Annotated in this window: 15 protein-coding genes; 9 read left to right on the forward strand and 6 right to left on the reverse strand. The window is 62.2% G+C overall.

The window, feature by feature from the left end; translation table 11 throughout:
• Positions 1 to 17: 17 nt before the first annotated feature.
• The 4 genes from exoK to AC0NIH_RS01195 form a co-directional block, all read right to left on the reverse strand.
• Positions 18 to 890 carry an endo-1,3-1,4-beta-glycanase ExoK gene (gene exoK, locus AC0NIH_RS01180; protein WP_473466236.1) on the reverse strand — a complete coding sequence of 291 codons (873 nt, stop codon included), beginning with the start codon at positions 888 to 890 and terminating at the stop codon, positions 18 to 20.
• Between the two features lie 148 nt (positions 891 to 1,038).
• Positions 1,039 to 1,440 carry a hypothetical protein gene (locus AC0NIH_RS01185; protein WP_473466234.1) on the reverse strand — a complete coding sequence of 134 codons (402 nt, stop codon included), beginning with the start codon at positions 1,438 to 1,440 and terminating at the stop codon, positions 1,039 to 1,041.
• 288 nt (positions 1,441 to 1,728) lie between these two features.
• Positions 1,729 to 2,751: a glycosyltransferase family 2 protein gene (locus tag AC0NIH_RS01190; RefSeq protein WP_473466233.1), complete on the reverse strand. Its 1,023-nt coding sequence runs from the start codon at positions 2,749 to 2,751 to the stop codon at positions 1,729 to 1,731.
• Positions 2,752 to 2,822: 71 nt separating this feature from the next.
• Positions 2,823 to 3,947 carry a nucleotidyltransferase family protein gene (locus tag AC0NIH_RS01195; RefSeq protein WP_473466231.1) on the reverse strand — a complete coding sequence of 375 codons (1,125 nt, stop codon included), beginning with the start codon at positions 3,945 to 3,947 and terminating at the stop codon, positions 2,823 to 2,825.
• Between the two features lie 517 nt (positions 3,948 to 4,464).
• Here AC0NIH_RS01195 and AC0NIH_RS01200 point away from each other — a divergent pair.
• The 6 genes from AC0NIH_RS01200 (at position 4,465) to AC0NIH_RS01225 (ending at position 10,335) form a co-directional block, all read left to right on the forward strand.
• Positions 4,465 to 4,617, forward strand: coding sequence for a lasso peptide (locus AC0NIH_RS01200; RefSeq protein WP_010913078.1), 153 nt, complete (start codon positions 4,465 to 4,467; stop codon positions 4,615 to 4,617).
• Positions 4,618 to 4,770: 153 nt separating this feature from the next.
• On the forward strand, positions 4,771 to 5,070 hold the full coding sequence (locus AC0NIH_RS01205) for a PqqD family protein (RefSeq protein WP_287272597.1): 300 nt from the start codon (positions 4,771 to 4,773) through the stop codon (positions 5,068 to 5,070).
• A 148-nt stretch (positions 5,071 to 5,218) separates the two neighbouring features.
• Positions 5,219 to 5,572: a lasso peptide biosynthesis B2 protein gene (locus tag AC0NIH_RS01210; protein ID WP_245272619.1), complete on the forward strand. Its 354-nt coding sequence runs from the start codon at positions 5,219 to 5,221 to the stop codon at positions 5,570 to 5,572.
• Positions 5,569 to 7,509 carry a lasso peptide isopeptide bond-forming cyclase gene (locus AC0NIH_RS01215; protein WP_473466230.1) on the forward strand — a complete coding sequence of 647 codons (1,941 nt, stop codon included), beginning with the start codon at positions 5,569 to 5,571 and terminating at the stop codon, positions 7,507 to 7,509. The genes AC0NIH_RS01210 and AC0NIH_RS01215 overlap by 4 nt, the downstream gene beginning before the upstream one ends.
• Positions 7,506 to 8,483, forward strand: a complete 978-nt coding sequence (locus AC0NIH_RS01220) for a phosphoenolpyruvate carboxykinase (ATP) (protein ID WP_473466227.1) — start codon at positions 7,506 to 7,508, stop codon at positions 8,481 to 8,483. Before AC0NIH_RS01215 ends, AC0NIH_RS01220 begins: the two co-directional genes overlap by 4 nt.
• Positions 8,476 to 10,335, forward strand: coding sequence for an ABC transporter ATP-binding protein (locus tag AC0NIH_RS01225; RefSeq protein ID WP_473466225.1), 1,860 nt, complete (start codon positions 8,476 to 8,478; stop codon positions 10,333 to 10,335). Before AC0NIH_RS01220 ends, AC0NIH_RS01225 begins: the two co-directional genes overlap by 8 nt.
• Positions 10,336 to 10,360: 25 nt before the next feature.
• On the opposite strand, the gene AC0NIH_RS01230 is transcribed toward AC0NIH_RS01225, so the two are convergent.
• Positions 10,361 to 10,633, reverse strand: a complete 273-nt coding sequence (locus tag AC0NIH_RS01230; protein ID WP_031249634.1) for a hypothetical protein — start codon at positions 10,631 to 10,633, stop codon at positions 10,361 to 10,363.
• 599 nt (positions 10,634 to 11,232) lie between these two features.
• On the opposite strand from AC0NIH_RS01230, the gene AC0NIH_RS01235 reads away from it, so the two are divergent.
• Both AC0NIH_RS01235 and AC0NIH_RS01240 read left to right on the forward strand, forming a co-directional pair.
• Complete coding sequence (locus AC0NIH_RS01235) at positions 11,233 to 11,910, forward strand: sugar transferase (protein WP_023767502.1); 678 nt, start codon at positions 11,233 to 11,235, stop codon at positions 11,908 to 11,910.
• Between the two features lie 85 nt (positions 11,911 to 11,995).
• Positions 11,996 to 13,252, forward strand: coding sequence for a polysaccharide biosynthesis/export family protein (locus AC0NIH_RS01240; protein ID WP_473466221.1), 1,257 nt, complete (start codon positions 11,996 to 11,998; stop codon positions 13,250 to 13,252).
• A gap of 279 nt (positions 13,253 to 13,531) precedes the next feature.
• Here AC0NIH_RS01240 and AC0NIH_RS01245 read toward each other — a convergent pair whose 3' ends face one another.
• Positions 13,532 to 14,845, reverse strand: coding sequence for an O-antigen ligase family protein (locus AC0NIH_RS01245; protein ID WP_473466219.1), 1,314 nt, complete (start codon positions 14,843 to 14,845; stop codon positions 13,532 to 13,534).
• 348 nt (positions 14,846 to 15,193) lie between these two features.
• On the opposite strand from AC0NIH_RS01245, the gene AC0NIH_RS01250 reads away from it, so the two are divergent.
• Positions 15,194 to 15,946, forward strand: coding sequence for an SDR family NAD(P)-dependent oxidoreductase (locus AC0NIH_RS01250; protein ID WP_473466217.1), 753 nt, complete (start codon positions 15,194 to 15,196; stop codon positions 15,944 to 15,946).
• Positions 15,947 to 16,141: the final 195 nt, after the last annotated feature.

Here is a 16,141-nt window from a genome sequence, read left to right on the forward strand (position 1 = left end):
TTTTCGATCCGGCCGGTTCAATTCGTCTTTCCCAACTCTTTTACGCTGCATACGAGCGATTCCGGAAACTGGCAGGGTTCGCCGAGCGCGGTGAAGGCAACCCGCTCGATCTGCAGCGAAAGTTTACGGCCAGGATCCGCGAACGCGCCCATCCAGCCCTTCATGGTATCGCTGCCCCAAAGGCTGAAGAAGATCTTCTGCGCGTGGGAGGGCAGCTTCGCCGGATCGGTGATGGTGTTCACCAGCTGGCCGTTGACGTACCAGCGCAAACTATCCTTCTCCCAGACGAAGGCGTAATCGTTGAAAGCCTTGTCGGTGCCGCCGGGCACCTCGACCAGCTTCTCGTTCTTGCCCTTGCCGGCGATATAGGCGTTGACCTGCACCTTGGAGGTGTCCTTGGTCAGGATCTCGAAATCGATCTCGTCCCAGGGCTGCTTGTCGGACGGGCCGATATAGGAAAAGAAAGCCGCGTTGAGGCCGGGACCGGCGTCGGTCTTCATGCGCGCCTCATAGGTGCCATAGCCGAAGCGCTGCTTGGTCTGGATCTCGCCGCAGGCGAATTCGCGATCCTTGGTCTTCTGCTTCTCGAAGCCCAGCGACAGCGTTCCCTCCGACAGGCTGACCTGCCCCTTCGACCAGGTGCAATTCTGATGGCTGCCGTTCGTCCAGCCGTCGGACACGTACCAGCGCGAGCGATCTAAACTCTTGAAATCGTCGACGAACGACGGCGAGGACTGGATGTCCTGCGCGTGGGAAGGAACTGTCGACAAGCTGCCAAGAGCAACCAGCAGCAAAGAAGCACCGAGCCAAGCCATTCGCCCCCAGCCGCCTTGCTCTGCCTGATGCGCACCAATTGCCGCCTTGGACGTAGTCTTCGGATCCGAATTCATACCAAACTCACCTTTGTGCTGTGCGTCCCCAACCCAAAGTCGACGTTCGAACCACTTCCAAACGGGCCAACCTCGGCCTTCTTGACCCTCTCCAACTCCTTTTGCCGTCTCGAATCACGTCTTCCGCAATAGTCCCGCACCTTCACCTTCACCCTCGGCCGGCGCCCGCCGGCTTGGTGAATTCGACCATGGCGGCCGGATCGGGCGCGCCATTTTCGTCGAAAACCATATCCAGCGCATGGCGGAGATCCTTCATCATGCCGTCCTGGCGCGACAGCGCCGCGATGCGGCGCTCGCAATTCAGGATCGACGTCGTCAGCGCGCTGACTTCGGAGGAGCGACGATCGGAAGCGGGATCGTTCTCCATGGCTTCAACAAGGAAGGTCGCATTGGTCGATGTCTTGCGATAGCGGATCTCCAGGCCGGTCCTCTCGGCCTCGATCTCGGCGGCGATCTGCTCGAACAGTTTCGCCAGGCGATCGAGGCGCGCGATGTCGGTCTGCCGGTCTCGGGCCGGATCCCTTGATCTGAAGCCGAATATCGAGGCCATGAACTAAATTCCTGTCATCGCCGGCTTTCGGGTCGGGCTCTTGGCCGATCCGCCGCGCCGGGGCTGAAAAAAACTCGTACCGTATCGTCCTGCTCCTCTGAGGAGAGAGACTTCAGACCAATCCGATCGGGGGCCAGTTCGGCTGGTCGTCCAATTTGCTGCAGCGCAACATAGACTGCCATTCCCGGAGCCGCGAGGCAACCACCCAATTCGTAAACTCATAAATCCGAAGGAAATGGTTCGCGTGACGAGACCGCTGTCCATGGATAATCCGGACATTCCCGCACCTTACCGCGCCTTGCCCGTGCTGGTTCCGGCCATCAGGAAACGCAGCGGCGGCATATGCCTTTGGCCGGACATGAGGCCGACGCGGCGAAACAGCGCCTCGAGCTTGTCGGACGCCACGCCCTGGACGATGGGAACGAGGTTGGATTGACTCGCGAAGGCATAGGCCGCGGCCGAAGCCAGCCCACGCTCGGCCTTCACGTCGAGGAAATTGCGCAGCCGGTATTTGTCGCGCACGTGCCGCTCATGCCGCCGCAGCACCGCTTTGGCGCCTTCCGGCAGGCTGTCGATAGCCAGCAACGCCAGATCGGCGTCGGCCAGCCGCTTCAGGTCCTGCGTCTTGTGGCGGCCGCTGAGCGAATCGGCGCGCACGATGGCGCCGTAGCCGCAGGAGCGGATGACCTTGAACCGTGCGCCGTGAGCGACCGCGCGCGCGTAGAGCTCGTAGTCCTCGCCCAGGCGCAGGGTTTCGTCATAGCGCAACCCGTGGCGGTCGAGGAAGGCACGGCTGATCACCGGCTTGAGGAAGCCCAGTTCACCTCTTTGAACGCGGCGCCTGGAGATGTTGCCCTCGACGAAGCGCTCGAAATCGAGGAATTCCGGCTCCGCCGCGAAATCCGGCGCGACAATTGTCGTCGCATCCTTCGTCGCGTCATCCCTGATCAGCATGATGTTGTCGGCCGCGAAATCCCAGTCGGCGCCGGCAAACAGGTTGCGGAACCGGCCCTCCAGGAAGAAGTCGTCGGCGTCCAGAACGGCGATGAACGGCGCTTTCGAGCCGGCGATCGCGGCGTTGCGGGCAAAGGAAGGGCCCCTATTGACGTCGAGGCGCATCACCATGAGCCGGCCGCTGCCGTCATCGGCGGACACGGCGACCTCGGCCGTGTTGTCGGTGGAGCCGTCGTCGACGACGACGACCTCCACCACTTCCGGTTCGCGCAACGCGGACGCGATGGCGACCGCGATCGTGCGTGCCGCATTTTTGGCCGCGATGATCACGCAGACCTCGGATTTCGTCATCGACATGGGTTTAGCCTCTTGCACAGGTTCCGATCTGCCCTCGCCCTGTACGCATTCGATTTCCGACAGCACCACCATCACGGACTGGCCGGCCGTTCGAAGATGCGGCGACTGATGTCCGCCGACGCCGCCCAGCCGGCCTCGGCCAGGTAGCGGACGGGAGCACGGCCGCATAATTCCCACAACACCGTTCGCCGTTGCGGCCATCGCAGCGACGACAGCCATGGCGCGATGACCATGCTGAGCAGAGCCTCATTGCCGATGCGCGACAGGATCGGCTTGGCGCGCTCCGACAAAAGCGTGCCGGTGCCGCCCAGCAGAACGTCGGCGGCGCGCAGGCCGAGCAGCAGCGTATCGTCCAGCCCCTGGCTCACCGCCGCGTCGAGCAGACGCTGCTGATCGGCCTCGTCGAGACGATTGGCGCTGGCCCTGATATCGCAGACATAGCCAGCGCAGGGTTCGCGGTTGAACAGGGCCTTGGCGACGCTGATGCAGGACAGCATCAGCGTGTCGGCGACCGATGTGAACGGCACCTCAGTGCCGCCAATCTCGACCAGCCGTTTGCGCCGCAGGAACCCGTCGGCGTCGCGTGGACTGGGCGAACCGGGCTGCTGCACGCGATAGTGAAGGTCGACCGTGGACGATTTTGGCCCGTTGCCGCGAATCATGTGCTGTTCGCCGAGGAAACGCACCCACCAGACCGAGCGGGACTTGCCCGACACCTCGTAGCCGATCGAGCGCAGTGCGTCGCGCGCCCTAAAAAAGCCGGCGGGAGAAACCAGGATGTCGACATCGCCCGAAGGCTTCATGAAATGGTCGTCGTAGAGCAGATGCTGCTGGAACGGCCCCTTCAGAAAGACGAAATCGATCTGCCTGTCGCGCAGCGCCTCATGGATCGTCATCGAGTCCATCAGGCAGGCGGCGTTCATCGAGACCGTGCGCCTGCGATAGGTGTCGAGCCACTGGAAGAGCTCAGCCGGCCTTTCGCCGGCCGGCGCACGCGACAGCGCCTTCAGGACAAAGATGGCAACCTTGTTCAGCCTAGCGATGTCGGCGACGACGGCATCTGAAAGACCGGGCGTCGAGACTTTGCCGGCGGCCGGCCTCGCGAAATACAACCGCAGGCAGGCCTGCACATAGGCGACCTCGTCGGCGCAATCGGCGGCGCGCAGTCGTTCATAAGAGCTTTCCGGCAAGGCCATTGAGCGCACAGTCTCCAAAAAGCGGTTCGCGCGATAGGTATGCTGCAGGTGCGAAGCAAAGCATCCTCAAAAACCTCGGCGCCGTAAAGTCTTTCCTTTCGCAGTGCGGAATTTTGCAACCAGAACGTTTACCGGCGTCCCGCGAAAATGGTGGAAATACCCGGTTGGAATTCCGCTCATGCCTAAGCATTCCAGCCGACATCAACCTGGATCGGCTAAATTAAATTCATCTTTTAGCGCCGCCTAAAAAAGCAGCGGCAGCGTAGATGTTTTATACAAGCAAAATCAATTGCTTAAAGAATCGTCAGCAACAAGACCAGACCGCACTTGATTTTACCCCGAATGCGGCGAGATTTTGAGCATCCCACACATACATGGTGACGTCCGCAACCCGTAATTGATTAATCAGAGGTAAATCAGGCTTGACTCATAAATGTTGCTATGCAGCTATTGCATCGCAGCATGCAAGTGCTGACGGCACTCGACAGGCCGTTTCCAGTCCTCATTGGAGAGTAAAATGGAACAGAATGTTGAAAAGCATGAGTATGAAACGCCAAGCTTGACGGTGCATGGTTCGATTGAAACCATCACTCAGGGCGGCGGGGGCAGCACGGCGATCGACGCATCGTTTCCCGCGCACACCCCGATCGGCGACCTGACGTTCTCGTGAGACTAGGCTGATCCTGGAGGAGTTACGTTGGGCCTCTGGGATTCGAGACCATAAATGGAGCCGGGGATGAAAATCCCCGACTTTCCGCTTTTGAAGCCTTTCGGCTTTTGAAGCGACGATGTGTAGACCGTGTGTTGCAAACGAGGTTTTAGGATGAACTGGAACCCATCAGACCACGATTGCATAAGTGCCGCCAAAGATGCCGTGGCTTGCGAATTCGGCGACGGCCTCGCGCTTCTCAATCTGAAATCCAATATTTATTACAGCCTCAACGGCGTCGGCGCGTTCATCTGGGAGTTGATCCAGGAGCCGAAGTCGATCGCCGATATCCGTAGCGCCGTGCTTGCGTCCTATAATGTCGACGCCGAGCGCTGCAAGGCCGACGTCGACGCATTGCTGAAGGGGCTGGCCGAAAACGGGCTTGCGAGGCTGCAGCATGAGGCACTTGTCTAGGCAGGTTTCGCAAAAGGCCATGGTTTCGCGGCAAAGACCTGCGACGGAAAAGAGCCCCAGGCAGGCGAAAAGTCGGCCAGGCCGGCGGAGCCTAGCCAGAATTCTCTCACTGAGCGGCTCGGAAGCGCTTTTCCTTTGCCAATGCCTGGTGGTGGTCGCGGTTGTCCGGCTGGGGCTGACATTGTTCTCGTACAACCGCGTTCGCGCCATGGTGACCCGGCTCAACGCGCACCAGTGCGCCAGCATGGGCGAGTTGCGGCTCGTCGCCTGGGGGGTTGCCGCGGCGGCACGGTTCGTGCCGCGCGCCACGTGCCTTACCCAGGCGCTTTCGGGCCAATACATTCTCGCGCGCCAAGGCAATGCCTCGAATATCCGCATCGGCGTCGAACGCGGCACGGGCGAGCAGTTGAAAGCGCATGCTTGGCTGATCAGCGACAACCATATCGTGCTCGGCGGATCCGTCGATGGTTTCGCCCATCTGGTCGATCACGGCAGCCGATGAGCGGCGTGGCCGGAATCCTGCTGCGACAGGAACACGCACTCGCGGCCCGCGGATCCGCGCCGGCGGACGCGGCGACCGACATCCAGCAGATGCTGGCACGCATGCGCCATCGCGGCCCCGACGGCAGCTCGTGGTGGCTGGACGCCGGCATTGCCCTTGGCCACGCCTGGCTCAACACATTGGATGAAGCCGGCCCCGGCCCGCTGACCATGGCTGGCGGCAAGCTGGCCATCACCGCCGATTGCCGGCTGGACAACCGCGACGAGTTGCTCGCCAGGCTCGGCATACGGGACAGCTTGGTCGCCGACGCTGTATTGCTGATGCGGGCCTACCTGCGCTGGGGCGAAGCCTGCCCCCAGCATCTGCAAGGCGACTTCGCCTTTGCCATCTGGGATGCCGAACGGCAGCTGTTGTTTTGCGCGCGTGACCATTTCGGGGTCAAGCCATTCTACTACCACGCGGCGGACCGGCGCTTTGCCTTTGCCTCCGAGATCGGGCCGATGCTTGGCCTGGACGAGGTCGGCGCGCGCATCAGCGAACACCGGATTTCGGGGTTCCTGGCCGGGCTTCCCGACGACCCACAGTCGACGCCCTACAGCGATATTTTCAGCCTGCCGGCCCGTCACAGCCTCACCGTCAGCGCTCGGCAGGTGGTGCTACGCCGATACTGGCAGATCGAGCCGTCTTCGCGGCCGCCGCGGTCGGATGCGGCGGAGGAATTCGCCCATCTGTTCTCGCAATCGGTGCGCAACCGCATGCGGGGGACATCGTCGATCGGCGCGATGCTGAGCGGCGGCCTCGATTCCTCGTCGATCGCCTGCGTGGCCGGCCTGCGGAACGCCGCCGAACGCAAGCCAAGGCTGCCGACCTTCTCGCTGCTCTTCGAGAAAGGGTCGTCGATGGACGAACGCCCCTTCATCGACGCCGTGCTCGACCAGCAAAAGGTCGACCCGACGCTGATCGCGGTCGGCGACTATGCGCCCTTCGCTGAATTCGAACGGGTGCTGGAGGAGCAGGAAGGCACCTTCCTGGCGCCGGGGCTGACGCTGACCCGCGGGATCTACAGGACGGCTGGCGCCAAGGGCATCAAGGTGCTGCTCGACGGCCATGGCGGCGACGAGGTCGTGTCGCAGGGCCATGGCCACCTGCACGAGCTGGCCAATGGCGGCAGATGGCTGGAGCTGTGGCGCGAGATCCGCAGCGCTTCCAACACCTATGGCGATAGCACGCTCGGCCTGTATTTCCAGTTCCTGACCCTCTATGGGCCGGCCTGGCGGATCGCCAAACTGAGACAGCTGGCAAACCGGACCCTGAACAATATACGCCGGCCGAGGCCAACGCGTGGCCGAAGCTGGCGCGACCTGGTCAATCCGGACTTGGCCCGGCGGACCGAACTCATCGACCGTTTTCACCGGGCCGGGTACATGCCGCGCGGCGTCCAGGCCAGCGACGCCTTGAGCCACCGCTGGATCCTGTCGAACGGCTACGTCCCGCATTCCTTCGAGGTTCTCGACAAAGCCGCCGCCAATTTCGGCGTCGAGCCGCGCTATCCGTTCTGGGACAAGCCGCTGGTCGAGTTCTGCCTGGGGCTGCCTGGCGAGGAGAAGCTCAGCCACGGCTTTGGCCGCTCCGTGCTGCGCCGCGCCATGGAAGGGATCCTGCCGCCGGCGGTCCAGTGGCGGCGCGACAAGATCGATTTCACCGCCAATCTGGTCAACGGCATGGTGCGCAACCACCGTGATCTCCTGGAGCAGTTGCTGGTTTCGGACACGGATCGCATCGCACCCTACGTCAACCTGCCCCAGGTGAGTGCCGCCTATGCGCGGCTGCTGCGCCAGCCGGATCAGGCGGCACCGCTCGACGTCCAGTATGTCTGGCGCTCGGCGTCGCTGTCGCTGTGGCTGCGGCAGGTGCAACAGGGCGGGAGTGCGGCATGATGCCTCGCAAAGGGCCACTTCCCCTCGCCCCATACTATCCCGCCGTAGCGGGCATGCCGGAGAGGCAACGCCACTTCTACCGAGCCTATGGGCTGACGGTCGCGTCCGACGTGGCGTTGCCCGAACTGGAGCCGGTGGAGCCGGCCGCGGCGGACATAATGATCGCCGTCGGCGCAATCGATATGCCAATGCCTTCGCCGCAGGCCGCGACCACCTTCCGCTTCGAGCCGGACCGGCAATATCTGGCATGGCATGCCGTCGGCGCGTTCCTGATCAGCGGCGGCCGCCGCATCGATGTCGAACCGGCGCCTGGCGTCGACGACGCGCTGCTTGCCTTCCCGCTGCTCGGGCCGGTGATGGCGCTGCTGCTGCATCGGCGCGGCCTGCTCGTCCTGCATGCCAGCGCCATCGCGGTGGCCGGCAAGGGCGCCATCTTCATGGGCGACAAGGGCGCCGGCAAATCGACGACGGCAAGCGCGCTGATCCGCGCGGGTCATGAACTGCTTACCGATGACGTCGTGGCGCTCGACCTCACCAACCCGGGGCAGCCGATGATCGTGCCGGGCTTTCCGCAGATCAAGCTGGCGGCCGACGCCGCGGCCGCGATCCCGCTTGGGCAAGCCGAGGTGCGGCCGCAAGTCCATCCGGCGATCGACAAGATGCAACATCGCCTGCACGGCGCCTTTTCCGGCAGCATGGTGCCGGCGGCCGGGATCTATGTCCTCGAGCGCGGCCAAAGGGCCGCGATGACGCCCTTGCCCGCCATCGCCGCCTTGCCGGCCATCATCAAATTCTCCTACGTCACCCGGTTTGGGCGCGCGGCCCTGTCCGGGGATTTCGCGGCGCTGCATCTTCGCCAATGTTCAGCAATCGCTAACCATGTTGGCGTGTGCCGGCTGGAAGTTCCGGCCGGTCTCGACAGGATCGGCGAGGCTGTGGCGCTGCTTGAGAGAGAACTGGCTGAAGATGTCTAGGTCATCGGTCTTTCGTCTGTCGCTGTTTCGCGACGTCGCCGCCTTCGGCGCCGTGATCGCGCAGATCGGCGGACGGCGGACCTGGACGGCGCTGCTGTTCCTGGTGCTCGGCAGCCTGACCGAAGGCATCTCCATCCTGCTGCTTGTGCCGCTGCTGCATCTGGTCGGGCGGGCCGACCAGGATTTCGCGGTGCGGTTGCCGAACATCGATTTCGTGCGCTGGCTGGTGCCAGGCGGGACGTTGCAGCTGACGACGGTGCTGGTTGCGCTGGTCGGGCTTGTTGCCGCGCAGGCGGTGTTCAACCGCTTCAAGTCGGTCTACATGGCCAGGCTTCTGTTCGATTTCATCAACCGCTTGCGCATGAACCTGTTCGAGAGCATCGGCAAGGCGCGCTGGGGCGTGTTTTCGCGCATGCGCGGCTCAGATCTCGACCACGCCCTGACCGGCGACATCGACCGTGTCCAGGGGGCCGCTTTCTCGCTGCTGATGCTGGTGCAGATCGCCGTGCTGCTGGTGGGCTACCTCGTGATCTCCATGTTCATCTCGCCGGTCATGACGGCGTTTGCGATCGCTATCGGTATCGTGATGTTCGTGGCGTTGCAGCCGTTTCGCTCGCGCGCCACCGCCTTTGGGCGCGTGCTGACAAGCAATCGCCAGGATCAGTACCGGACGGTCTCGGAATTCCTCGGCGGCATCAAGGTGGCCAAGAGCTTGAACGTCGAAGCCAGCTATTTTGCGCAGCTGCAGGCAACGCTCGAAAAGATGAAGGCCGACAACATCGACTATGTCCGCAACAGCTCGATCGGCACCGCCGTATTCCAAGTGGCGAGCGTCGTCGGCTTGAGCCTGTTCATCTACGTGGCGCTGGTCCGCTTCAACCTCTCGCTCGCCGAGATCGTCGTGCTGCTGCTGGTTTTCATGCGCATCGCGCCACGCTTCATGGACATGCAGACGCAGGCCCAGCAAGTGCTGATCAATCTGCCCGCCTACACGGCAATGCGCAGCCTGCAGGCACGTTTCGATGCCGAGCGCGAACCGGGCCATGCCGAGGTCGAAGATGCAAGCAAGCTGGCACTCGATACGGGGCTGAACATCCGTGGCGTTTCCTTCGCCTATGACGACGGCGCCTATGACGACGGCGCCGGCAAGGCGGTGGTAAGCGACATCACCTTCGGCCTTCCGGCCGGCAAGGTCACCGCCCTGATCGGCCCTTCCGGATCAGGCAAGAGCACGATCGCCGACATGCTGCTTGGCCTGCTCGAACCGACCGCCGGCAAGATCCTGGTCGACGGCGTCGAGATCGACGCCGCCAATCGACGCCGATGGCGCGATCAGGTGGCTTATGTGCCGCAGGACGTTTTCCTGCTGCACGATACGATCGCGGCGAACCTGCGTCTTGCCGCGCCGCAGGCCAGCGACGACGATCTGTGGACCGCGCTGCGCGCCGCGCATGCCGGCGAGTTCGTCGAGCGGCTCGACCATGGGCTTGATACGGTAGTCGGCGACCGGGGCGTGCGGCTTTCGGGCGGCGAGCGCCAGCGCATCGCACTGGCGCGGGCGCTGCTGCGCAAGCCGTCACTGCTCATCCTCGACGAGGCGACCAGCGCGCTCGACTGGCAGAACCAGTCGCTGATCGCCAGGTCGATCGACGGGTTGCGCGGCGCGATGACGATCCTGACCATCGCCCACCGGCCGTCGATGATCGCCTTCGCCGACTGGGTAGTGGCGCTGGAAGACGGCCGTGTCGTGGAAGTCGGGCAGTATCAGCGCCTGAAGGCGAACCCGGCGAGCCGTTTGTCCAGGATGCTCTCGGGAGAGCAGTCGGAGACCGAACCGGCCCATGTGGCTTGAGGCCGGGCGATGCCGCGCGTTGGAATTAATGCAGGCCTCGCCGGGCACTGCCCAGCTTCTCGCCTTCTACTTCGGGCGAGTTCAGCTTTCTTTCGGCTTCGCGTAGCCTGTCGGCCGGCGTCGGCGCGCTCCTGGCAACCATGACATAAATGATGGCGAAATACCCGGCCTGGATGACCACGGCGCAAATGATGACGCGCAGCAGGGTCGTGCCCAGCGAAACGCCGTCAATCCAGGACCAGCCGACGACGATCGCAAGTGCGAAAATCATCCCAACGATGAATTTTGGAAGCGACATACCCAACAGCCCATAAACCGGCTCGGGTTATATCCAACAATTGCCCCACCCGAGCGCCGTCCCTTGTTATGCGGGCTTGTTAAACCACCCGCCGTCGACCGGTTGCTTCCGGCCTTTCAACCTGTCGCTACTCTGACAGGTATAATTTGCAATTCTATTAAGGCGAGCAGAAGGCGGCAAGGGCAACCGCACATATTTTTCATTGAGCTTTCGCGTTCGACTCTGCCATGCTGCAACGCACACGATCGCACTTTACTCAACCAGAGGCGGTTGACGTTTTTTAGTACAATCCGTAATATTAAGTAGTATTTTATGTTAATAGTCGTGATCTTCGGGGCCTTCTAAAGCACTCATGTGCATCACTCTGGACCGCGGAGAACGTCCTGCCCAAAATTCGCCTCAAAAACGTCGGCATTTTTTCCACTTGCCCATTTATTGTCACAAATGTGCTATGCATCCTGAAAAATGTGCATTGCGAGCTTATTATTTGGTCAATTCATGACGTGACTATTTCAATGGGCTGGGAAATTGTGTGTTGCGCTGCAACATTTTTTTGGTATCGTGTGGTGAACCATTCGTTCAACGCATGGAGTTACGGCATGAGGGATATTGCCAAGTCGGCCACGGCGGACTTTTCGCAGGCTGACACCGATTTTCCGCCGCCGATCGGCGGCCTCATGAAGCGAAGTTTCGATATTATCGGTTCGCTGGCGGGACTAATCGCTCTCAGCCCGCTGTTCGTCATGATAGCGCTGCTCGTCAAATTATCCGACGGCGGATCGGTTTTCTACGGTCACCGGCGAATCGGCCGCGGCGGCCGGGTTTTCCCGTGCCTGAAGTTCCGCACCATGGTTCCGGATGGCGACAAGGTGCTGACCGCCTATCTGGCCACCAATCCGGAAGCCAACGCGGAATGGATTGCGACCCGTAAGCTGAAGAACGATCCGCGCGTCACCCGCGTCGGAGCGGTGTTGAGGAAACTCAGCCTCGATGAATTGCCGCAGATCATCAACATCCTGCAGGGCGACATGAGCCTTGTCGGACCCCGCCCCGTTGTGCGCGACGAGCTGGAAATCTACGGCAGCGCCGCCGTTTATTATCTGAAGTCGCGGCCCGGCCTGACCGGCCTGTGGCAGGTCAGCGGCCGCAACGACGTCTCCTATGACAGCCGCGTCGCGTTCGATCGTCACTATGTCGAGAATTGGTCGCTGTTCGAAGACGTTCGCATCATCATCAGGACCGTGCCGGCCGTTTGGATGTCACGCGGTTCTTACTGACCGGCCGGCCGATACCAAACATCCGGCGGCAAGCTCATCGGGCGATGGGGCTAAAACGGATCGGAACGTTCACTTGAAGACAGACATGTTCGAAGCCTTAAGCAGCGGCCCACTCTTCGGCCGCTCGCGGCTCATGGCCACATGCCTTGCGTTGTCGCTCGCTTTTCCCCAACTCGCAACCGCCGACGAATATCATCTCGGCTCCCAGGACAAGCTCACCATCCGCATCGCGGAGTGGCAGACCGTCGAAGGCACGTTCAGGGACTGGACGGCGGTCAATGGCCAATACACGGTCGGCCCGAGCGGCACGCTGTCGGTGCCTTTCGTCGGCGAATTGCCGGCGGCCGGCAAGACCACGGCGGAAGTCGCGACGGCTATCGGCGAGGCGCTGCAGCGTAAGCTCGCTCTGTCGGACAAGCCCGAAGCCTCGGTCGAAATGGCGCAGTTCCGGCCGTTCTACATTTCGGGCGAAGTGCAGAACCCCGGTCAGTTTCCCTACGTGCCCGATCTGACGGTGCTGAAAGCGATCAGCGTCGCCGGCGGCATCCGGCGCAACGCGGACTACGGCCCGCAGCTCGGCAAGGACCTGGTCACCGCCAAGGGCAACTTCGACATCTCCGACGACCAGCGTGTCCGGCTGCTCGTCCGGCGCGCCCGTATCGATGCCGACCTTGCGGGCAAGACGAGCTTCGAGGCACCGAAGGAGGTCGAGGGTGATCCACGGCTGCCGACCATCGTCGCCGACGAGATGACGATCCTGACGGCCGACCAGAAGGCGCTGAAGCTGAAGCTCGAGGCGCTCGACGATCTCAAGGGTGTCCTGCAGGCCGAAATCGAATCGCTGCAAAAGAAGATCGTCAACCAGCAGAAGCAGGTCGACCTTGCGCAGCAGCAGCTCGCCAGCATCGGTCCATTGGCCCAGAAGGGCTTGGTCGCCAATGCGAGACTTCTGGATTCGCAGCAGTCCGTCACCGACCTGCAGGGCAAGATCCTCGACTACGAGACAGCCATCCTCACCGCCAAGCAGGCAATCAGCAAGGCGACGCAGGACGCCATCGATGCCCAGAACACGTTGAGTTCGAGCCTCGCCGCCGACCGGCAGCAGACCGAAGCCGACCTGAACGAGGCCGCGCTGAAGGTGAATATGCAGAAAGGCCTGATAGCCCAGGCCACCGATCCAGCGATGACGGCGGCCATCACCAACGACCAGCAGCCCACCCTGCTCTATTCACTGGTGCGCAATGTCGAGGGCAAGACCAGCGAGATCGCGGCGAAGGAAGAAACGCAAGTGCTGCCCGGCGATGTGATCAAGGTCAAGCTGGCGCCGCTGGCCAGCCAATAGACACGCCGCCTTTGGCGCGTCCAGCGCCTTCGATCCCCAATCGCAAAGACATCCAACCTCCGTCAGGCCTGCCTGGCGGAGGTTTTTGTTGGTGCGATTTTCTTTGGTAGCGCGATTTCCAGGCCGTGAGATTTTCAAGACCTTCAGATTTTCGGGGCCGTGAGATCTTCAGGCGGCGAGACGATCAAGCCGAAGGAAATCACGCGACGCGCTTTTGTCTTTTTGTTCGATGCATCGTTGCCCAAAATCGCTACGCCCTTTTGGGCAAGGTGCGTTGGCTCACGAAGGGTCGGCAGTCGCCGGACGGCCGGCGTGCCGCGGCCATTCGGCCTCGCCCCTGTTCGCATCCGCCGGCTCGAAGGCCGGCGACCGCCGCGTGCCGGTAACGGGCAGCCGTGCCAGCTTGAAATAGCTGAAATACATCAGGAAGGAGCCCATGATGTAGGGGTTGAGGATCTCGACCTCGACGAAGGAGCGGATCAGCAGCAGCACCATCACGCCGAAGAGAACCACCGATTCGGCCTGCCATGCCTTGAAGATCACCATCGAGACGTGGCCGTAAAGCGTGCGCAGCAAGATCAGCGACACCATCGTCGCACCGGTGAAGCCGAGTTCGACAAGCGCCTCGATATAGGTGCTGTGGAAATGGAAGCCGGTACGGGTGGTGATGTAGAATTCGTTCCACAGCCGTTCGGCCTCGGCAAATCCCTGCACCCAATAGGCGGCATAACCGACGCCGAGGATCGGCGACCGCTGAGCGGCATCCCAGCCCTGTTCCCAGAGATAGGTCCGCCCGGTGAGCGTCGAATCCTTGCCGAAGATGCCAAGTACGAAGTCCATGAGCCCCAGATTGAGCGCCACCACAGCCACCACGACGATCATGCCGGCACCGACCAGGAAGATCACGCGGCGATAGCGCCGCGACAAGAGTTTGCTCATGGCAAGCAGTGCAATCAGCGCCAGGACCGCCGGTATCGAGGCCATCGAGGTGGCGGAATGCGAGACGACCAGCACATAGGCCGACAACAACACGACCGGCACCGTCAGGATGAAGCTGAGCCGGCCACGCCGCAGGAAGGCGAGGAACACAACGGAGAAATAGATGCCGAGCGAGCCGACAAAACCGATCTGGTTCTTGGACGCGAAGGCGCCGACGAAATTGTAGGTGCCGTCGAGGACGTCCTCGGAATAGCCCCCGACCTTGAGTGAATAGAGCAGGACGAAGAATATCCCGATCAGGGCGCCCAGCGTCAGGGTGCGCGCGCTGACGGCGCGCGCCGCGACATAGGCGCAGGCAATGTGGGAAAGGTACTGGATCGCCGTCCTTGCGGTGGTGCCGGGCGCCTGCGACCAGAAGACGGAGAAGCAGACATAGGCCGCGAACAGCAGCGGCAGCCAGGCGCTGGACAGCTGCCGCAGGAAGCGCCGGTAGTCGACCAGGATGAGCGGAAGCCAGACGGCGTAGTAGGCCAGGATCAGCACCTGGCCGAATATGACGGAATAGGAGAACGCCCAGATCGAGACGGCAACGGCAAAGGCGCCATAGGCGGAGTTCTTTTCGGGATCGACCAGCAAGGATTTGGGAATCTTCATCTCAGAGTCCCGTCGACGCGACCCAAGACCGGCAAGCCAGAGACGACCAAGGCCGGCAGGCCGAAAACCGGCCGGCATATCCGCAAACAGGGGCGTACAATAAACAGCGTCTCCATTGTGCAGTGCAATATAACCTATCGCACCCCTTGCTCAATGGCAAATCCGGGGCAAATCCGGTCACCTTGTCTTACAGCCGGGCGATTGCCGAGAGATCGACGGGTCGGCGCAGCTCCGGGATTGGCCTAGACGATCGCCCCACATGCCGGCTTGAACTTGCCTGCCGGCGACTTCACAGTCCACCTAGGGTGAGGCGGCCGGTTGCGTCGGTCACTGACAAAGGAAAATCAGATGCCTATCCATTTTGCGGGACGTTTCGCCGGCCGGTCGGCGGTCATCACCGGCGGGGCTTCGGGCATCGGCCTGGCGGTGGCGCAAAGGATCGTCGGCGAAGGCGGGCGCGTCAGCGTCTGGGATCGCGATCCGGCCCAGATCGATCAGGCCAAAGCCGTTGTTGCCGGCCTGCACGGCGTGACGTTGGACGTTGCCGATGCGCAGGGTGTTGAGGCCGCCACAGCGCGGACGATCGAAGCCCTTGGCGGCGTCGACATCCTGGTCACCAGCGCGGCCATCACCGGACCCAACATGACGACCTGGTCCTATTCGACGGAGGATTGGCAGAAGGTCATCGACATCAACATCAACGGTGTCTTCTACTGCAACAAGGCGCTCGTCGCGCACATGCTCGAACGCGACTATGGCCGCATCGTCAACATCGCCTCGATCGCCGGCAAGGAAGGCAATCCCAACGCCTCCGCCTACAGCACGTCGAAAGCAGCGGTGATCGGCTTGACCAAGTCGCTCGGCAAGGAATTGGCCAAGACCAAGATAACGGTCAATTGCGTGACGCCGGCGGCCGTGCGCACCGCGATCTTCAAGCAGATGAGCCAGGAGCACATCGATTTCATGCTGTCCAAGATACCGATGGCGCGCTTCGGCGAGGTCGAGGAAGTGGCGGCACTGATCTGCTGGATCGCCTCGGAGGAGTGCTCGTTCACGACGGCCGCGGTGTTCGACGTGTCCGGCGGCCGCGCTACCTATTGACCAGCCGGGGGCTCCTGCCTCTGCCAGGTCCAACTACAATTCCGCGTGACGGAGCAACGAACGGAGCTGGACAGGCGTATAGTGGCTGAGGTCCGGATGGACGGTGATGACATAACAGGGTTGCGGGAAGCCATGATGCGACGAGACAGCCCGACAGGGGCGATGACCCACGGCCGCCGTGCCGATGAAGCGCGA

The sequence above is a fragment of the Mesorhizobium sp. WSM1386 genome (assembly GCF_055901595.1).

Coding starts and splice junctions, on each gene's coding strand:
- AC0NIH_RS01205 (WP_287272597.1), top strand. CDS start 4,771: ATGAACTGGAACCCATCAGACCACGATTGCATAAGTGCCGCCAAAGAT.
- AC0NIH_RS01225 (WP_473466225.1), top strand. CDS start 8,476: ATGTCTAGGTCATCGGTCTTTCGTCTGTCGCTGTTTCGCGACGTCGCC.
- AC0NIH_RS01190 (WP_473466233.1), bottom strand. CDS start 2,751: ATGTCGATGACGAAATCCGAGGTCTGCGTGATCATCGCGGCCAAAAAT.
- exoK (WP_473466236.1), bottom strand. CDS start 890: ATGAATTCGGATCCGAAGACTACGTCCAAGGCGGCAATTGGTGCGCAT.
- AC0NIH_RS01230 (WP_031249634.1), bottom strand. CDS start 10,633: ATGTCGCTTCCAAAATTCATCGTTGGGATGATTTTCGCACTTGCGATC.
- AC0NIH_RS01215 (WP_473466230.1), top strand. CDS start 5,569: ATGAGCGGCGTGGCCGGAATCCTGCTGCGACAGGAACACGCACTCGCG.
- AC0NIH_RS01245 (WP_473466219.1), bottom strand. CDS start 14,845: ATGAAGATTCCCAAATCCTTGCTGGTCGATCCCGAAAAGAACTCCGCC.
- AC0NIH_RS01240 (WP_473466221.1), top strand. CDS start 11,996: ATGTTCGAAGCCTTAAGCAGCGGCCCACTCTTCGGCCGCTCGCGGCTC.
- AC0NIH_RS01235 (WP_023767502.1), top strand. CDS start 11,233: ATGAGGGATATTGCCAAGTCGGCCACGGCGGACTTTTCGCAGGCTGAC.
- AC0NIH_RS01195 (WP_473466231.1), bottom strand. CDS start 3,947: ATGGCCTTGCCGGAAAGCTCTTATGAACGACTGCGCGCCGCCGATTGC.
- AC0NIH_RS01250 (WP_473466217.1), top strand. CDS start 15,194: ATGCCTATCCATTTTGCGGGACGTTTCGCCGGCCGGTCGGCGGTCATC.
- AC0NIH_RS01220 (WP_473466227.1), top strand. CDS start 7,506: ATGATGCCTCGCAAAGGGCCACTTCCCCTCGCCCCATACTATCCCGCC.
- AC0NIH_RS01200 (WP_010913078.1), top strand. CDS start 4,465: ATGGAACAGAATGTTGAAAAGCATGAGTATGAAACGCCAAGCTTGACG.
- AC0NIH_RS01185 (WP_473466234.1), bottom strand. CDS start 1,440: ATGGCCTCGATATTCGGCTTCAGATCAAGGGATCCGGCCCGAGACCGG.